Below are 17,029 nucleotides of genomic sequence, written 5' to 3'. Positions count from 1 at the left end.
TTGATGCACAGGGGGAGTTGACTTACACGATGGGCGTGTATAGAAGAGACTCTGATAATTGCCTTTTATTTATTTGCGAGCCATTTTGATGGTCATTCGAAAACTGCTGTTAACTAGTTTAATTGTTTTGCTAGGCACTGAAAGCGCCCTTGCAGAGACACGCGAGGAAATTGAGGCTCGTATCCGCGCACTCAACACCGAACTTTATCAGTTGCGCCAACAGCTGCAACATGTTGAAGATCCGGCAGAAAGCGACCCCACGATTCGTCCGCAGCTGCTTCCAGAAGAAATGGCGCTTGAAGATCTCAGTGAGCGACGCCAATTTGAGCACGAGTCGTCACGCAACCCGTTTGCTATTACGACTCACCGACTCAACTATCTTTTGCCTGTTAGCTACAACACCAATCAAAATGCAGAGAATTTTCGCAGCGTTTCTGAGGACGCCTCACCCAACGATGTCGAAGTGAAATTTCAGTTCAGCGCTAAATTCAACCTTGCGGAGGATGTATTTGGTGATATTGGCGATGTCTATTTCGCCTATACGCAGAGAAGCTGGTGGCAGGCCTATAATACCGATGCTTCGTCACCCTTCCGGGAAACTAACTACGAACCTGAAATTTTTATTGATTTTGATAACGCCTGGAGCGCATTAGGCTGGGTAAATACGCGCAATCGCCTCTCCTTCATTCATCAGTCTAACGGCCGCTCGGATCCACTCTCACGCAGCTGGAACAGAGTTTATCTAGAAAGCACGTTCCAACGCGGTGACTGGGCACTTTCACTCGCGCCTCACTGGCGCGTACCTGAGTCCGAAGGCGACGATGACAACCCGGATATTGAACGCTTTGTCGGCTATGGCGATATCCGTCTGGCAAAACGACTCAATGGGAACCACGAAGTCGCGGGGCAGCTGCGAGGCAATCCCAGCGCAGGCAACTACGGTACTCAAGTAGACTACAGCTGGCCTGCTTTTAACAATGTGCGTGCTCATCTGCAGTACTACTACGGCTACGGAGAGAGCATGATTGACTACAATAATCGTGTGCATCGTCTCAGCATCGGCTTTAGCTTAAACCCCTTGTTCAGTACGTCAGGGCTGAACCGATAGCGCCTGAGGTTGTCTTATAAGTAACGGCTGCTATGCTGGAGTTGTTACTTTACCTATTCACTCGTCAAAGGATGACATCATGGCTAAACGTAATACTGATACCTCTGCTCGCGCTGACCAGCTGAAGGAAGATCTCCGCCACCTGAGTGAAACCGTAGAAGAGTTAATGAACGCCACGTCAAAAGATGCAAGTGGCGAGATGCGTGATCTTCGTGAACGCGCAGAAAAACGACTGAAAGACACCCGAGCGCGCTTAGAAGCGCGTGGTGAACGACTTTACGAAGACACTCGAGAAACGCTGTCTCAGCAAGTTGATTGCTGTGATCGTTACGTGCACGAAAACCCCTGGGCTAGTATTGGTATTGGTGCCGCAGCTGGTTTAGTGGTGGGTATGCTTCTCGGTCGTCGCTAATGGCTTTAGGGCCAACACAACGCGTCTTCTCTGCCGCTAAACGTCTGCTGAAATCATTAGTTGCTAATGGTGAAACCCGGCTTCGTTTGGCGGTTTTAGAATTAGAGGAGGAGCGCGCTCGTTTACTGACCCTGCTGTTATTAGCAGGGGCTAGCCTTCTGTTATTGTTGTTAGGCGTCGCAACCCTTACCGCGCTAATAGTAGTGCTGTTCTGGGACACTTATCGGCTTACTGCGATTGGCGTAAGTGCAGGCGTCCTTATTGCCTTAAGTTTTTTACTAGCGATAATTGCTATTCGTCAAGCTAAGCAGCATACGCTATTAAAAGAAACGCTTAAGCAACTCTCCGCTGACCGAGCCTTGTTGGAGGTGAATGAGGATGACTCAACCCAACACCGTTAATAAGCCTCCCAGCCGAGCGGAACGCAAAGCTGCCTTGTTAGCTGAACTAGAGCAACAGCGTATCGATATATTGGTTGATAGCGATACACTTACAAAGGCAGCCTCACCGCTAGACAAGAATTGGCGCAGCCTCAAAATACCTTTGTATGTGATTGGTGGCGTCGCCGCTTTCCGTATTTTGCGCCATCCAGGTGGCGCAATGGCGGTTGGCAGAAAAGCATTAGCTAGCTACATGTTAATACGAAAGCTTAAGTTGCTCGCGAAAGTGGCTAGCTAACAAGTTACTAGTAATATTTTCTGTGAGCTACACTGGGCCGTTTTATGAGCACTAATTTATCAATGCTTTATGTGTTGACGGTCCAGTGCTCAACACTTATCAACACGCTTGCCCGCAGGCGACGCCACTTGCCCAAGCCCACTGAAAGTTGTATCCCCCCAGCTCACCCGTCACATCTAGCACTTCACCGATAAACCTAAGCTGCGGCAAGTCTTTCACTTCAAACGTTTTTGATGAAATCGCTTCCGTACTTACCCCTCCCATCGTTACTTCAGCTGTTCGCCAACCTTCTGTACCTGACGGTTTTAACTGCCACTGGTTTAGCCGCTGAGCCCAATGATCAAGTGCATCATTACTGTATTCTGCCATAGGGCTAGTAAGATTGGCGTCCGGGTACCACTCTAGCAACGCCTGAGCAAACCGCTTTGGAAAACGCTCTCCCAGCCAAGTGGACAGCTGACGCTTAGGGGTCGCATGACGCGCATGACGTAATACGTCAGCAACATGCTCACTGGGCAGTAAATTAATAATGATAGTATCGCCTGGTTGCCAAACGCTGGAAATTTGCAGCATCGACGGGCCTGACAGGCCACGATGAGTAAATAGCATGGGTTCTATAAACCGCCTACCGTTGCAGCTCACCTCGCATGGCACACTGACCCCAGAGAGCGCTGCCGCACGTTCTTTCCAACTATCGCTCAAGGTAAACGGCACCAACCCTGGGCGGGTAGGCAGAACATCTAAGCCAAACTGGCGGGCAATATCATAACCAAATCCTGTCGCCCCCATCGTGGGTATCGACAGCCCCCCCGTAGCAATCACTACTGTTCCAGCGTCGATACTTCCCAACGATGTGGCTAACCGCATGCTATCCCCCATGCGTTCAACCCTAGAAATTGACGTATTGAGCGACACCTCGACGCCTGCCCATTCACACTCGGTGAGTAAGACACTAACTATGTCTTTAGCGGAACTCGCACAAAAGAGCTGACCTGGCGCTTTTTCCACATAGTCAACGCCATGCCGATCTACCAGCGACACAAAATGCTCAGGGCGATAACGCTTTAACGCAGAAATGCAAAAATACGGATTTTCCGAGTAAAAGTTCTGAGGAGTGGTAGCCAGATTGGTAAAATTGCAGCGCCCACCTCCAGACATCAATATTTTCTTGCCCGCCTTGTTAGCATGGTCCACTAACAGCACACGACGCCCCGCGTAACCCGCTTGAGCCGCACACATTAAACCAGCGGCACCCGCACCAATGACGACGACGTCGTAGACCATAAAATCAGGCTCCCAAGATGAAAAAATGAGAGGCATTTTAACAGGTAAATAGCCCAAAATTACTGTACATTAAAAAGAAGATGTACAAACAATGTATATCTATTTAAAAAAATATCACTGTTCACTCTTTCGCCCTCTAACGCGGCATTCCCCTAAATGGTATTACTAGGCATTTTTGATAACACTGAGACGCCCATGCTTGTCTGTAAACGTATCTTTCTCTTTTGGTTGTTTACCCTGATATGGGTTACCCCCCTGCTGGCACAGTCACCCCCTCCCGTTATTGGGCACTACGCTGCCATGACAACTTGGTCTGATCCGCTTGAAGCGTTAGGGACACTGAGCGCTGATGAGAGCGTGACACTCTCCGCCACGGTGACCGATACGATTGCCGAGATTAACTTTGAAGATGGCGAACAGGTAGAACGCGGAAGGTTATTGATTCGTTTAGAAGATGCTGAAGAGCAGGCTCAGCTAAGGGCTGCGCAAGCCCTCAATGATGAACGTCGCAATGCATTAGACCGAGCCACCCAGCTGCAACAGCGCAACCTTGCCCCGCGTGCTGATGTAGAAGATACCCAAGCTCGTTTACGCCAATCACAAGCCGACGCACAAGCTTTAGAGGCTAGATTGTCAAATTTTCGCTTACATGCTCCTTTTAGCGGGCGGGTTGGCTTTCGTAACATAAGTATCGGTACATTAGTGACGCCCGGCATGGAGCTTGTCACGCTTGATAAGCTAGATGTCATGAAGCTCGACTTTACCGTACCTGAAGTATTTTTAGGGCGTTTATCCAACGGACTAAAGCTTAGTGCTACTACGGCGGCATTCCCAGACGAGGTCTTCAGTGGTGAAATCTCTAGCATTGGTACCCGCATTGACCCTATCACCCGCAGTGTTAACGTTCGCGCTGAAATGATAAACCCTGGGCTTCGTCTGCGGCCTGGTATGTTAATGGAGGTCGTGGTTCAACAGCGCGTTCGCGATACGCTTGTTCTACCTGAAGCCGCTATCGAACCCAGTGGCAACCGCCACTTTGTGATGTTGATCGACCAACAGAACGACACTTCTCGATTAGAACGGCGAGAAGTGATCATTGGCGAACGACGAAGTGGTGAAGTAGAAGTGCTTGATGGTATCAATGCAGGCGACCTAATCGTGATTCACGGATTACAACTCGCCCGAGATGGCCAACACGTCAGGTTGCTAGGCATCGCTGATGAAGAAACGGATATTCGCTCGCTACTTGAGGCTGATCGCTAATGCGCTTATCCGATATTTCAGTTCAGCGCCCGGTACTGGCGATGGTAATTGCCACGCTGATTATCGCGTTTGGACTACTGGCACTCAACCGCCTGCCATTACAAGAATACCCAACGGTTGATCCACCTATCGTTAGTGTTGACACCCGCTATCCTGGCGCATCAGCAAGCGTTGTAGAGACACGCATTACCCAAGTGCTCGAAGACCGTATCGCCGGCGTGGAAGGCATTGAGTTGATCACCTCGCAAAGCGAAGATGGTCGTTCGCGAATTGAAATTGAGTTCGCCATCACCATGGATATCGATGCTGCCGCGAACGATATCCGCGACCGTATTTCAGGAGCGCTGCGCAACCTTCCAGATGATGCCGATAACCCTGAGGTCACCAAAGCCGACAGTAGTGAGACTATTGTTGTGTGGCTAAGTCTCTCAGGGGCAGATTACACCATTACTGAACTGACCGATTATGCCAATCGCTTTCTGGTGGACAGCCTTTCGGTGCAGCCCGGCGTGGCAAGGGTACGTGTGGGTGGTGGGCGTGATTACGCGATGCGAGTTTGGCTGGACCGCAATGCACTCGCTGCACGAGGGTTAACCGTCGGCGATATTGAGGATGCTTTGCGTGCTGAAAATGTTGAGCTGCCAGCCGGCTCAATTGAATCCGAAGATCGCCAATTTATTGTTCGTTTGCCGCGCAGCTTCGCGACTGCTGATGATTTTAAGCAGATTGCTTTAATTGAAGGTAGTAACGGTTACCTAGTGCGACTAGGTGATGTAGCGCGTGTCGAGATAGGCTCGGTAGAGGACCGATCTGTGTTTCGTGCCAATGGAGTCCCGATGGTGGGGCTCGGCATGATCATGCAATCAACGGCTAACGTAGTGGAGCTATCGGAAGCCGTTCGACAAGAACTTGACCGGCTTCAAGGCACCTTGCCGGAGGGGATGTCACTCAGCCTTAACTATGATGCATCAGTATTCGTTTCAGGCGCTATCGAACAAGTAGTGATGACGCTGTTTATCGCCATGGGGCTAGTCGTCGTGGTGATGTTTATGTTCTTAGGTAATCTACGCACCACACTGGTGCCTGCAGTGACGGTGCCGATTGCCGTCATTGGAGCATTTACCGCCCTAGCCGCTATGAATTTTTCGATCAACCTACTCACGCTATTGGCGCTGGTGCTAGCGATTGGGTTAATTGTTGATGACGCGATTGTAGTGCTTGAAAATATCAATCGACGTATGCACGACTACGGAGAAACACCTCTGGTCGCAGCATTTCGAGGCACACGGCAAATCGCTTTTGCGGTGATTGCTACGACGCTAGTTTTAGTGGCAGTCTTCGTTCCCCTCAGCATGCTGCAGGGAGATATTGGTCGGCTTTTTTCAGAGTTTGCACTTACCATGGCGGCAGCGGTTGTTGTCTCAACCCTACTAGCTCTCACCCTAACCCCGATGATGGCTTCTAAGATTCTCAAGCCAGGTATGCATGATAGCCGGCTTAGCCAAGCCGTTCAGTGGCTGCTAACGGGCACCCAACGTCGTTACCAGCGTGCATTAGAAATCGTGCTCGCATTAAAGTGGCTGGTCGTTGCCCTGTTTTTCTTGTTAATAGCCGCTACCGCTTGGCTGGCAACCGCACTACCCAATGAATACACACCGCAAGAAGATCGTGGCAATTTCATTGTCCTTGTCAACGGCCCAGAAGGCGCAACGTTTGACTATATGATGGACTATATGGATGAGATAGAGGCCAGATTGACGCCTTTTGTGGACAATGGTGAGCTTGAACGAATTGTAGTTCGTGCTCCACGTGGCTTTGGTAATATCGAAAATTTCAACAGCGGTTTTATTATCGTTAACATGGCCGACTGGGGAAGCCGTCGTAGCGCTTGGGAGATAATGGCCGAGGTGCGTCAGCAGCTACGAACACTGCCGGGTGTTCAGGCCTTTCCAGTGATGAGACAAGGTTTTGGACAGCGCACTCAAAAACCTGTGCAATTCGTACTCGGGGGCGGCACTTACGAGGATTTAGCGCGTTGGCGGGATAGGTTGATTACTCATGTTCGTGAAAACAACCCACGTATTACCGCTATCGAAAGTAATTATGATGAGACACAGCCCCAGTTACGCGTGGATATCAATTATGAGCGCGCTGCAGCGCTGGGTGTCACGGTTACAGAGATAGGCCGGACGCTAGAAGTGCTACTGGGTGGGCGCAATGTCACTCGCTATGTGGATGATGGTGAAGAGTACGATGTCATCCTGGAAGGTGACCGCAGCGGTCAAAAAAGCCCTGCTGCGCTAAATAATATTCAAGTGCGCTCAGCACGCTCAGGAGAGCTGATTCCTCTCGCCAGCTTAGTAACGCTCTCTGACTTTGCTGGTGCTAGCACATTGAACCGCTTTGATCGCGTTCGCGCCATTACTATTGAAGCCAATCTAGCCGACGGTTATCCCCTTGGAGAAGCATTGGAGTACTTGCAACAAGCTTCCGACAATGTATTGCCCGAAGAAGTACAAACGAACCTAGCCGGGCCTTCCCGAGATTTTCAACAGGCCAGTGGCGCTACCATGTTCTTATTAGTGCTAGGTGCCGTGGTGGTTTACTTAGTACTTGCGGCCCAGTTTGAAAGCTTAATCCACCCATTTGTTATCATGCTGACCGTCCCGCTGGCCATGATTGGCGCCCTGCTTGCTCTGCTGCTTAGCGGACAGTCGCTCAATATATACAGCCAAGTAGGCTTAGTACTACTTATTGGCCTTGCAGCTAAAAATGGCATTCTGATTGTTGAGTTTGCCAACCAGCTACGCGATGAGGGCCAGGCGTTTCGTTCGGCCTTAATTGAAGCATCAGTAACTCGTTTGCGGCCAATTCTAATGACAGCAGTCACTACGATGGCGGGTGCAATACCACTGATACTATCAAGTGGCCCGGGTGCGGAATCACGGCTCGTTATTGGTACCGTCATTATGGCGGGTGTCGGCTCTGCGACCGTATTTACGCTGTTTGTAGTCCCCGTAGCCTACGACTTGCTTGCGCGTTACTCAGGCTCGCCAGGGGCAGTTAAGCGCCAGCTAGAAGAAGAAATAGCCAGCGCCCCTACCGCTCATCATACGCCGCTAAATACACCCGAGCGCTAATGTGAGCCATTGCGAAATGTCATGTAACGACATTCGCACTAAGTAAGCAAAAGGCGCCACTTGGGCGCCTTTTGTTTTAGGTCATGAAAATACGCTAACTGACGTCTTATTCGCAGTTACCAATACGCTCGCCTTCAATCACCGTATTCATGGTCAGCTCACCCATGGGAGACTGAGTGAATATATCCACGTTGCCTTCGATCTGTTCACCCATAAAACGCATTTCACCATCGATAGTCGCTTCACCGCCATCGGCACGGCAAACCATGCTGTAGGAAAGGCCATCGGCATTCATATCCTGGTTGAGCAGCTCGCAACCCTCTTCCTCTTCAATAAAGCCAAACTCAGCGCTATCTAGCTCTTCTTGAGTAATGCACTGACGCTCGGTTTCCGTTTGATCTGGAATTTGCATGTCACCACTCATGCTGGTCACGCTGACAAACTCCCACTCGCCAGGCGTGACGTTAGGAGTTTCTGCCTGAGCGACCATCGGGAAGGCCAAAAAGGCCGCTACTGCCATGTGTCGTATCATCATCGCACTCATCTCTAGGTGGCTTTAAGGAATACGTTATTATCCTACCTGATTCATTACTTACATGTCCTACCGGACAAGCTCACTGCTACACTATTATCTTTAGAGTTCCTCATTTTCAGGGCTTTTTAATAAAAGAGCACTAGCGATCACATTAAGGGGAAATAGCTATGCAGGATGACGCTCTAGTAAACCATGACTTTCACTGCCCCTACTGCGATACCCCCCTCACTTTCCTGATTGACACCTCACAAGGTAGCCACGATACCTGGGAGGATTGCCACCAATGCTGCGCACCGATTCAATTACATATCATTGTCTCGCTAATGACCGGTGAGCTAGAAGCCGTGCTCACCGGTCGAGACGATGATGTGCTTTAGCACCCTACGCTAAGCACTCTCGGCTTGGCGAAGTAGTGCTTTACGTTTTGCTTCACCGCGGCGCATGAAGTACCACGCCAATAGCGTCGCGAGCGATACGACTAGAATAATCAGTGTTGCCAGCGCATTGATTTTAGGCGACACACCCATCCGCACCGACGAAAACACCACCATTGGCAGCGTGTTCGCACCAGGCCCAGAGACAAAGCTCGCAATAACCAAGTCATCTAATGAAAGCGTGAATGCCAGCAACCATCCTGCTGCTAATGCAGGTGAGATAACAGGCAGCGTAATAAAGAAGAAGGTCTTTACCGGCGGCGAACCTAAATCCATAGCAGCTTCTTCAATAGAGCGATCAATTTCACGCAAACGGGCTGCCACAACCACCGCAACATACGCACTGCAAAACGTTGTGTGAGCAATCCAGATAGTTGCCATGCCACGATCAGCTGGCCAGCCAATCAGTTGAGCCATCTGCACGAATAGCAATAATAGCGATAGTCCCGTAATAACTTCCGGCATTACAAGCGGCGCGGTAACCATACTCGACAGTGCCGTTTTGCCGCGAAAATGGCCATATCGCGTCATTACAAAAGCGGCCACCGTCCCCAAACATACCGCCATGCTAGCGGCAAAAAAGGCAATTTTCAGGCTGGTCCAAACCGCAGACAGGATCTGTTGATCACGAAACAGTTCGCCGTACCATTGTGTGGAAAATCCTGCCCATACCGTCACTAACCGCGAGGCATTGAAGGAATAAACTACCAACACCACCATGGGCAAATAAAGAAACAACAGACCCAATACCAACATCACTGTGGTAAAGCTTGGGCGTCTACGCAGTCTCATCATTATTCAAGCTCCCGTGACTGGTAGCGATGGAACCACACAATGGGAATTAACAGTAGCAATAGCATTACCATGGCTAACGCCGAAGCTACAGGCCAGTCGCGGTTTAAGAAGAACTCCTCCCACAGTACTTTGCCAATCATCAGCGTATCGGGTCCACCTAGTAACTCAGGAATCACAAACTCTCCCACTGCGGGGATAAATACCAGCATAGAGCCCGCGATGATTCCACCCATAGAGAGCGGCAGCGTTATCTTGATAAAGGTATTCAGCTTACGCGACCCCAAATCAGACGCTGCTTCTAGCAGCGAGTTATCCAACCGTGTTAGATGGGCATAAAGCGGCAGTACCATAAACGGCAGATAGGCGTAAACAATACCGATAATGACAGCAAATTGGGTGTTCATCATGCGTAGCGGTGAGTCGATCAGCCCCATTCCCAGCAATACGTTATTGATTAACCCGCTATTACTTAAAATACCCATCCATGCATAGACGCGAATCAAAAACGACGTCCACGACGGGAGCATCACCAACAGCAGCAAAATAAGTTGCCAGCGCCCAGGAGCACGGGCCATTGCATACGCCATCGGGTAACCAATCAATAGGCATACTGTTGTTGCTACAAACGCGGTTTTTATCGAGCCCCAATAGGCCGCCACATAGAGAGAGTCTGACAACAAAAACAAATAGTTGCCCAGATTCAAAAAGATATTGAGCGTTTGGTCAGCATACTCGACCAACGGCCCATAGGGTGGAATAGCAATTGCTGCTTCCGAAAGGCTAATCTTTAGGACCAGCGCAAACGGCAACAAAAAGAACAGCGTAAGCCACAAAAGCGGAAGCGCAATAACTGCGCGACGACCTAATTGCAACCGCTTTACGAAGCCTGCAATGCGAGATGGCATCATGATTGGCGATCTCCTATCAGCCACTGAGGCATTAGCGGTTCAGCACGATAGCGCTGTGGTCTTCCCAATAGACATAAACACTATCCTCCCAGGTTGGGCGATCACCACGCCTCTCAGTATTGGCCATACTCACTTTGATCATTTGCCCAGAGGCCGTACGCACGTAGTAAAGCGAGTAGCCCCCCAAGTAAGCGATATCATCAACCTTGCCTGCTTCCCAGTTGTACTCTGTGGATGGCTGCTCACGGGTTAGCCAGATTTTCTCAGGGCGCAGCGCAGCCCACACACGGCGATCTACCGCCTGGGTCGTGATGCCATGATCAATATAGATCGGCCGAGATAATGCGGGTGATGCAATGCGACAGTGGTCCGCAGCGTCTTCGACGATTTCACCTTCGAATAGATTCACCGTACCGACAAACTCCGCCACCATTCGGCTGGCCGGACTTTCATAAATATCGACCGGTGAGCCCACCTGCTCGATCCAGCCGTCGGCCATAATCGCAACACGGTCCGCCATGGTCATGGCTTCTTCTTGATCATGAGTCACCATAATGCAGGTCACGCCCACCTGCTCAATGATCTCAACAACCTCGAGCTGCATTTCAGTCCGCAGTTTTTTATCTAGCGCCCCCATCGGCTCATCCAGCAACAGCAGCTTGGGACGTTTGGCCAGCGAACGCGCAAGCGCGACCCGTTGACGCTGCCCACCGGAAAGCTGATGCGGTTTACGCTTAGCAAAACGTTCCATATGCACTAGTTTGAGCATCTGTGCGACACGCGCATCGACATCTCCTTTAGTTAGCCTATCTTGCTTGAGCCCAAAAGCGATGTTTTGCGCTACCGTCATATGAGGAAATAACGCATAGGATTGAAACATCATATTGATTTGACGCTTATGTGGTGGCATAGAGGTGATATCTTCGCCACCTAGCAGAATCCGCCCTTCGCTGGGCGTTTCAAACCCTGCCAACATACGCAACAACGTCGACTTGCCTGATCCTGACCCACCGAGCAAGGCGAAAATTTCGCCGCGCTTTACCTGCAAATTAACATCATCGACCGCAAGCGCATCGTCGAAGCGCTTACTTAAGCGCTTTACCTCAAGCACAATATCTTCTGCAAACCTTGGCGTTTTTCCCTGAGCACGCTGAGCAGCGGGAGGCGTTACCGCAGAAGAGGATGACGGCTCGTTCGACAGGGGCGTAGTGACCATTCGCCACTCCCATCAAAAGGCCCGGAAACCGGGCGTTAAAAAAGTAACAGCGAGCCCAGCATTCGCTTGGCTCGCTGTTAAGCGTTGATTAAATTAACGACCTGATTTTACGCGATTCCAGATACGCGTACGCGCGCGCTGAACATCTTGAGGCTTCTCTACCGCAACGTAGAGGTTTTGCATGACATCCGTTTCAGGATATACGGCAGGATCATTTAGCAACTCATCAGACAGGTACTCATTTGCCGCTGCATTAGGGTTGGCATAGCGCACATATTCACTAATTTCAGCCGCAATTTCTGGCTCTAAAATAAAGTTGATAAACGCGTGGGCATTTTCAGTATTCGGCGCATCTGCTGGAACGGCCATCATATCAAACCACAGCGCAGCGCCTTCTTTGGGAATACTGTAAGCAATGGTGAAATCGCGCCCCGCTTCTTCAGCACGGTCAGCCGCCTGGAAAATATCGCCAGAATAACCTGCTGCTACGCAGATATCGCCATTTGCTAGGTCGGAAACATAGCGAGAGGAGTGGAAATACGTAATGTTATCGCGGATGTTAGCGATTAGTTCGCCACCCGCTTCAAGATCTTCAATGTTTTCACTAAGTGGACTAAGGCCAAGGTATGCCATAGCGGGGGACAGCATTTCATCACCAGAGTCCAGCATGGCTAATCCGCAGCCAGCATCGCTAAGCTGTTTAGTAATGTCTGGATCAAATAGCAGTGCCCAGCTATCAACAGGTGCATCATCACCTAAAATTTCGGTGATACGATCAACATTGTAACCAAGGCCATTGGTGCCCCACATATAAGGCACAGAGTATTCACTACCGCTGTCGATACCTTCAAGGTTACCCATTAATTCAGGATTAAGATTGTCCAGGTTGGGCAACAGCTCATGGTTCAGCGGCTGATAAACACCAGCTTTCAACTGACGCGTAAAATAATGTGTAGAAGGAACAACAACATCATAGCCAGAACGGCCAGACAAAAGCGCAGCGTCTAAAATTTCATTGCTGTCATAAACATCATAAGTCACTTCAATACCGGTGCGCTCGGTAAACTTTTCAAGCGTCTCAGGGGCGATATAATCAGACCAGTTGTAAACTCGCACTTCATTCGCTTGGGCATTAGCAGCCGCTACGGCAAAAGAGAGGGCCGTAACGGCCACTGAAAGTTTGTGAATATTCCCCATCTCACTACTCCTTATAAAATCCGATATCGCAAAGAATTTTTGGTTAACTGCTAAGGCATTCAAACGTCAAGCTTACGCCAAAACATTAGAAACAGCTGTAGCTACTATGCCAGATGAGCGAATTTTGCGGTGCAGCGACATCTATCGCAAGCCCATGTGGAAAATTCTTGTATTCTGCCTAATGCGACCCCATTTGTAGAGTAGCCAACTCTCAAAAACATGCACTAATAGCTCAAAGCTATTGCATAGATTCATTTTTACAATTTTAGCTATTAGTCGTAGTTGGTTAACATGAGCATCAACTTTTTTCACTGCCACTCACTTATTTTGGAGACGTTCTGAATGTCCTTGATCAATACTGAAGTAAAACCGTTTAAAGCGACTGCTTACTTGAACGGCGAGTTTATCGACGTCACTGAAGCAGATTTGAAAGGTAAGTGGTCTATTTTCTTCTTCTACCCTGCTGACTTCACCTTTGTTTGCCCGACAGAGCTTGGCGACTTAGCTGACAACTACGCTGAGTTTAAAAAGCTAGGGGTTGAGATCTACAGCGTGTCTACCGACACTCACTTCACTCACAAAGCTTGGCACGACAGCTCTGAAACCATCGGTAAGCTGCAGTACCCAATGATTGCTGATCCGACCCTGCAAATTTCTCGTAACTTCGACGTATTGATTGAAGAAGCAGGTCTTGCAGAGCGTGGCACCTTCGTTGTTGATCCCGACGGCAAAATTCAGATCGTCGAAATCAACGCTGGCAACATTGGCCGTAACGCTGAAGAGTTACTGCGCAAAGTGAAAGCCGCCCAGTATGTTCGCGAGAACCCAAACGAAGTATGCCCGGCCAAATGGAAAGAAGGCGAAGAGACACTTGCTCCGTCTCTAGACCTCGTAGGCAAAATCTAAACGGCCTACCGCTGCCGTTCAGGGTAGCCCCTTAAGGCAGCACGACACCCGGGCATACCCCGGGTGTCTTTCTTTAAGTACCCGTGTTAACGCAACCACCGTTTTCCCTATCGCTCTTTTTTCATGCTGCGGTCTTTCAACAGCAGGGAGCGTTTTAGGTTGAGAACTCATTACTGCTGACTGCGAGGAAGCCACTGTCATGCTGGACGCCAATTTAAAAAATCAGTTGAAAGCTTATTTAGAAAAAGTGACTCAACCGTTCGAGATCGTTGCGTCCCTCGATGACGGGGCCAAGTCACGTGAATTGCTAGGTTTGCTCGAAGACATCAGCAGCCTAAGCGACAAGATTACACTGCAAACTGACGGCCAGGATAATCGCACGCCGTCATTTGCCATTAACCGCCCCGGCGAAGAAACCGGCGTGGTATTTGCTGGCATCCCGATGGGTCACGAGTTCACCTCGCTGGTGCTGGCACTGCTACAAGTGGGTGGACACCCTCCAAAAACATCCGAAGAACTGCTAGATCAAATCAAGACGCTCGACGGCGAAATGCTGTTCGAGACGTATTACTCGCTCTCCTGCCAGAACTGCCCAGATGTTGTTCAAGCGCTTAACTTGATGGCAATTTTCAATCCGAATGTTCGCCACGTAGCCATTGATGGCGCATTGTTCCAGGATGAAGTCGAAGCCCGAGAAATCATGTCGGTTCCCAGCATCTATTTAAACGGCAAACCGTTTGACCAGGGACGCATGACCTTAGAGCAGATTCTAGCCAAGGTTGATACGGGCGCTGCTGAACGGGAAGCAAAAAAACTTAGCGAAAAAGCTGTCTTTGATACGTTAGTGATTGGTGGCGGCCCTGCGGGTGCATCAGCAGCGATTTACTCTGCGCGTAAAGGAATAAACACAGGCGTTGCTGCTGAGCGTTTCGGTGGACAGGTTGCAGACACCATGGGTATCGAAAACTTTATCTCAGTTAGCCATACCGAAGGCCCTAAACTGGTTAGCGCTCTAGAAGAGCATGTTAAAGAGTATGATGTTGACATCATGAACCTTCAGCGCGCCACATCGTTTAAAGCAGCTGAAAACGAAGGTGATTTACACGAAATAATCTTCGAGTCTGGCGCTAAGCTAAAGAGCAAAACGCTTGTGCTGGCAACCGGTGCGCGTTGGCGCGAGATGAATGTGCCTGGCGAACAACAGTACCGCAACAAGGGCGTTGCTTACTGCCCCCACTGCGATGGTCCGCTATTTAAAGGCAAGCGCGTAGCAGTCATTGGCGGAGGCAACTCTGGCGTTGAAGCAGCTATCGACTTGGCCGGTATTGTGGGCCACGTCACCTTAGTCGAGTTTATGGGTGAGATGCGTGCAGACGCCGTGCTACAGAAAAAGCTTAAGAGCCTGCCTAACGTGGACATTATTTTAAACGCTGAAACCACGGAAGTGACTGGTGACGGCAGCCGGGTTAACGGCTTAGCCTATAAAGATCGCAATACCAATGAGCTTAAAACCATCGCACTAGAAGGTATCTTTGTTCAAATTGGCTTAGTACCTAATACCGAGTGGCTGAAAGGCTCGCCGATTGAGATGACGCCGCGCGGCGAAATCATTGTTGATGCTCATGGCATGACGTCGGTTCCAGGCGTATTTGCTGCAGGCGACGTTACTACTGTGCCATACAAGCAAATTATTATCGCCATGGGTGAAGGTGCAAAAGCATCACTAGGTGCGTTTGACTATTTGATTCGCCACTAGTCTGATTCGACATTAGCTAGCCTGACGGGCGGGGCCCCTGCCGCCTAGCAGGCTGTTTCCTTTGACGTAAAAACGTGACGTCGCGCCCGCTGCCCTGCGGGCGTTTTTTTGTTCGTATGGTTAATCGGCGCAACCACACACTGTGCAAGCAGGGTCACGAGGCACTTGGAAGTGACGCCACTGGCCGCTCAAGCCCTCAAAGGTGGAAAGTCCTTGATGCGATTTTCCTGCACCGCTCAACAGCTTAAAAGCTTCTATCGCTTGAAAACAGCCAATCAATCCTACCAGTGGCGCCATGACACCGCTTTCTGCACAACTCAAGGCTTCATCTTCACTGTCGCCAGGAGGATAAAGGCACGCATAACAGGGGCATGTTGGATCACGAGGATCAAAAACGGCTAACTGCCCAGAAAAACGAATTGCCGCTCCAGAGACCAGTGGCACACCGGCCTTCTGAGAAGCAGCGTTAATCGCATAGCGGCTTGAAAAACGATCTGTGCAATCCAGCACCACATCTGCCGACGCTACCAGTGCCTCGAGTGCCTGGCCATCAGCGTGTTGCTCCAAGGCGGTAACATGGCACTCAGGGTTAAGTGCCTCCATACTCGCTTTTGCTGAACGTGCCTTGTTGATGCCGATACTCGCCTGCTGGTGAGCAATCTGGCGCTGCAGGTTTGACAACTCTACCGTGTCAGCGTCGGCAATAGTGATGTTGCCCACGCCAGCAGCCGCTAAGTAAAGCGCCACGGGAGACCCAAGCCCACCAGCGCCAACAACCAGAGCATGAGCGTTTCTCAGGAGCTCCTGCCCATGAATATCAACTTCGGGTAGCATAATTTGGCGGCTATAGCGCAGCAGCGCCTGATCATCCATCATCGGATTACTTATCCTCAAATTCCTCGAAATCGGGTATGTGTAAGTTGAAGCTCTCTTTCACTTCTTCCATTACCACATAGCTTTTGGACTCTTTTACCCCAGGCAGCGTCAGTACGACATCGCCTAGCAGCTGTCGGTAAGCTGACATCTCAGGAATTCGGCATTTTAAAATATAATCAAACTGGCCAGACACCAAGTGACACTCTTGGATTTGCGGTAATTTCTCTACCGCCCGACGAAACTCATCGAACACAGCTGGTGACTGTGTCTCCAGGCTAATCTCCACAAAGACCAACAAATTCGCTTTCAGTGCCTGCGGATCAAGAATGGCTTGATAGCCGCGAATGATACCCGCACGCTCAAGGCGCTTAACACGCTCTAAACAAGGGGTTGTGGATAAGCCGACTTCAGCGGCAAGGTCGACATAGGAAATCCGCGCATTTTCCTGCAGACAGCGCAAAATTTTAAGATCGATCCGGTCCAGCGTTCTATTTTTTGGTTTCATGGCAGGATCCAATACT

At 50.0% G+C, this 17,029-nt stretch carries 17 protein-coding genes; 9 read left to right on the top strand and 8 right to left on the bottom strand.

All coding sequences use genetic code 11. The annotated features are described in order from the left end of the window. Nucleotides 1–88: 88 nt before the first annotated feature. From B6A39_RS05875 to B6A39_RS05860, 4 genes are all read left to right on the top strand, one after another. The gene (locus B6A39_RS05875; protein WP_083007860.1) at nt 89–1,108 is read left to right on the top strand and encodes a phospholipase A; all 1,020 of its coding nucleotides are present in this window, start codon (nt 89–91) and stop codon (nt 1,106–1,108) included. Nucleotides 1,109–1,187: 79 nt separating this feature from the next. After that, entirely contained in the window at nt 1,188–1,520 is a 333-nt protein-coding gene (locus B6A39_RS05870) for a DUF883 family protein (protein WP_030070257.1), read from the top strand. Next, on the top strand, nt 1,520–1,921 hold the full coding sequence (locus B6A39_RS05865) for a phage holin family protein (protein ID WP_083002436.1): 402 nt from the start codon (nt 1,520–1,522) through the stop codon (nt 1,919–1,921). The genes B6A39_RS05870 and B6A39_RS05865 overlap by 1 nt, the downstream gene beginning before the upstream one ends. Next, complete coding sequence (locus B6A39_RS05860; RefSeq protein WP_083002433.1) at nt 1,899–2,198, top strand: YqjK family protein; 300 nt, start codon at nt 1,899–1,901, stop codon at nt 2,196–2,198. Before B6A39_RS05865 ends, B6A39_RS05860 begins: the two co-directional genes overlap by 23 nt. Before the next feature lie 99 nt (nt 2,199–2,297). Here the strand turns inward: B6A39_RS05860 and B6A39_RS05855 are convergent, their stop codons facing one another. Continuing rightward, entirely contained in the window at nt 2,298–3,482 is a 1,185-nt protein-coding gene (locus B6A39_RS05855) for an NAD(P)/FAD-dependent oxidoreductase (RefSeq protein WP_083002429.1), read from the bottom strand. A gap of 195 nt (nt 3,483–3,677) precedes the next feature. On the opposite strand from B6A39_RS05855, the gene B6A39_RS05850 reads away from it, so the two are divergent. Further along, nucleotides 3,678–4,745, top strand: a complete 1,068-nt coding sequence (locus B6A39_RS05850) for an efflux RND transporter periplasmic adaptor subunit (protein ID WP_083007859.1) — start codon at nt 3,678–3,680, stop codon at nt 4,743–4,745. After that, complete coding sequence (locus tag B6A39_RS05845; protein WP_083002426.1) at nt 4,745–7,885, top strand: efflux RND transporter permease subunit; 3,141 nt, start codon at nt 4,745–4,747, stop codon at nt 7,883–7,885. The genes B6A39_RS05850 and B6A39_RS05845 overlap by 1 nt, the downstream gene beginning before the upstream one ends. 106 nt (nt 7,886–7,991) lie before the next feature. Here B6A39_RS05845 and B6A39_RS05840 read toward each other — a convergent pair whose 3' ends face one another. After that, complete coding sequence (locus tag B6A39_RS05840) at nt 7,992–8,420, bottom strand: DUF3617 domain-containing protein (protein WP_198036760.1); 429 nt, start codon at nt 8,418–8,420, stop codon at nt 7,992–7,994. A 167-nt stretch (nt 8,421–8,587) separates the two neighbouring features. On the opposite strand from B6A39_RS05840, the gene B6A39_RS05835 reads away from it, so the two are divergent. Further along, nucleotides 8,588–8,797: a CPXCG motif-containing cysteine-rich protein gene (locus B6A39_RS05835; RefSeq protein ID WP_083002420.1), complete on the top strand. Its 210-nt coding sequence runs from the start codon at nt 8,588–8,590 to the stop codon at nt 8,795–8,797. A 9-nt stretch (nt 8,798–8,806) separates the two neighbouring features. Here the strand turns inward: B6A39_RS05835 and B6A39_RS05830 are convergent, their stop codons facing one another. From B6A39_RS05830 to B6A39_RS05815, 4 genes are all read right to left on the bottom strand, one after another. After that, nucleotides 8,807–9,649, bottom strand: a complete 843-nt coding sequence (locus B6A39_RS05830) for an ABC transporter permease subunit (protein WP_156886205.1) — start codon at nt 9,647–9,649, stop codon at nt 8,807–8,809. Beyond that, on the bottom strand, nt 9,649–10,557 hold the full coding sequence (locus B6A39_RS05825; protein ID WP_083002417.1) for an ABC transporter permease subunit: 909 nt from the start codon (nt 10,555–10,557) through the stop codon (nt 9,649–9,651). Before B6A39_RS05825 ends, B6A39_RS05830 begins: the two co-directional genes overlap by 1 nt. A gap of 31 nt (nt 10,558–10,588) precedes the next feature. After that, a complete protein-coding gene (locus B6A39_RS05820; protein ID WP_083002413.1) occupies nt 10,589–11,773 on the bottom strand; it encodes an ABC transporter ATP-binding protein in 1,185 nt (394 codons plus the stop codon). A 93-nt stretch (nt 11,774–11,866) separates the two neighbouring features. Beyond that, nucleotides 11,867–12,970 carry a polyamine ABC transporter substrate-binding protein gene (locus B6A39_RS05815; protein WP_083002409.1) on the bottom strand — a complete coding sequence of 368 codons (1,104 nt, stop codon included), beginning with the start codon at nt 12,968–12,970 and terminating at the stop codon, nt 11,867–11,869. 342 nt (nt 12,971–13,312) lie between these two features. Between B6A39_RS05815 and ahpC the strand changes: the two genes are divergently transcribed. Next, complete coding sequence (gene ahpC / locus B6A39_RS05810) at nt 13,313–13,876, top strand: alkyl hydroperoxide reductase subunit C (protein ID WP_083002405.1); 564 nt, start codon at nt 13,313–13,315, stop codon at nt 13,874–13,876. 199 nt (nt 13,877–14,075) lie between these two features. Further along, entirely contained in the window at nt 14,076–15,632 is a 1,557-nt protein-coding gene (gene ahpF, locus B6A39_RS05805; RefSeq protein WP_083002401.1) for an alkyl hydroperoxide reductase subunit F, read from the top strand. A gap of 120 nt (nt 15,633–15,752) precedes the next feature. On the opposite strand, the gene B6A39_RS05800 is transcribed toward ahpF, so the two are convergent. Together B6A39_RS05800 and B6A39_RS05795 are read right to left on the bottom strand one after the other, a co-directional pair. Next, entirely contained in the window at nt 15,753–16,508 is a 756-nt protein-coding gene (locus B6A39_RS05800) for a HesA/MoeB/ThiF family protein (protein ID WP_083002396.1), read from the bottom strand. A 4-nt stretch (nt 16,509–16,512) separates the two neighbouring features. Beyond that, on the bottom strand, nt 16,513–17,013 hold the full coding sequence (locus tag B6A39_RS05795; protein WP_038482725.1) for an Lrp/AsnC ligand binding domain-containing protein: 501 nt from the start codon (nt 17,011–17,013) through the stop codon (nt 16,513–16,515). Nucleotides 17,014–17,029: the final 16 nt, after the last annotated feature.

This window comes from Halomonas sp. GT (assembly GCF_002082565.1).
Taxonomy (GTDB): Bacteria; Pseudomonadota; Gammaproteobacteria; order Pseudomonadales; family Halomonadaceae; genus Vreelandella.
Note: the sequence above shows the minus strand (reverse complement) of the source record. Positions and strands in the feature narration are given on the sequence as shown.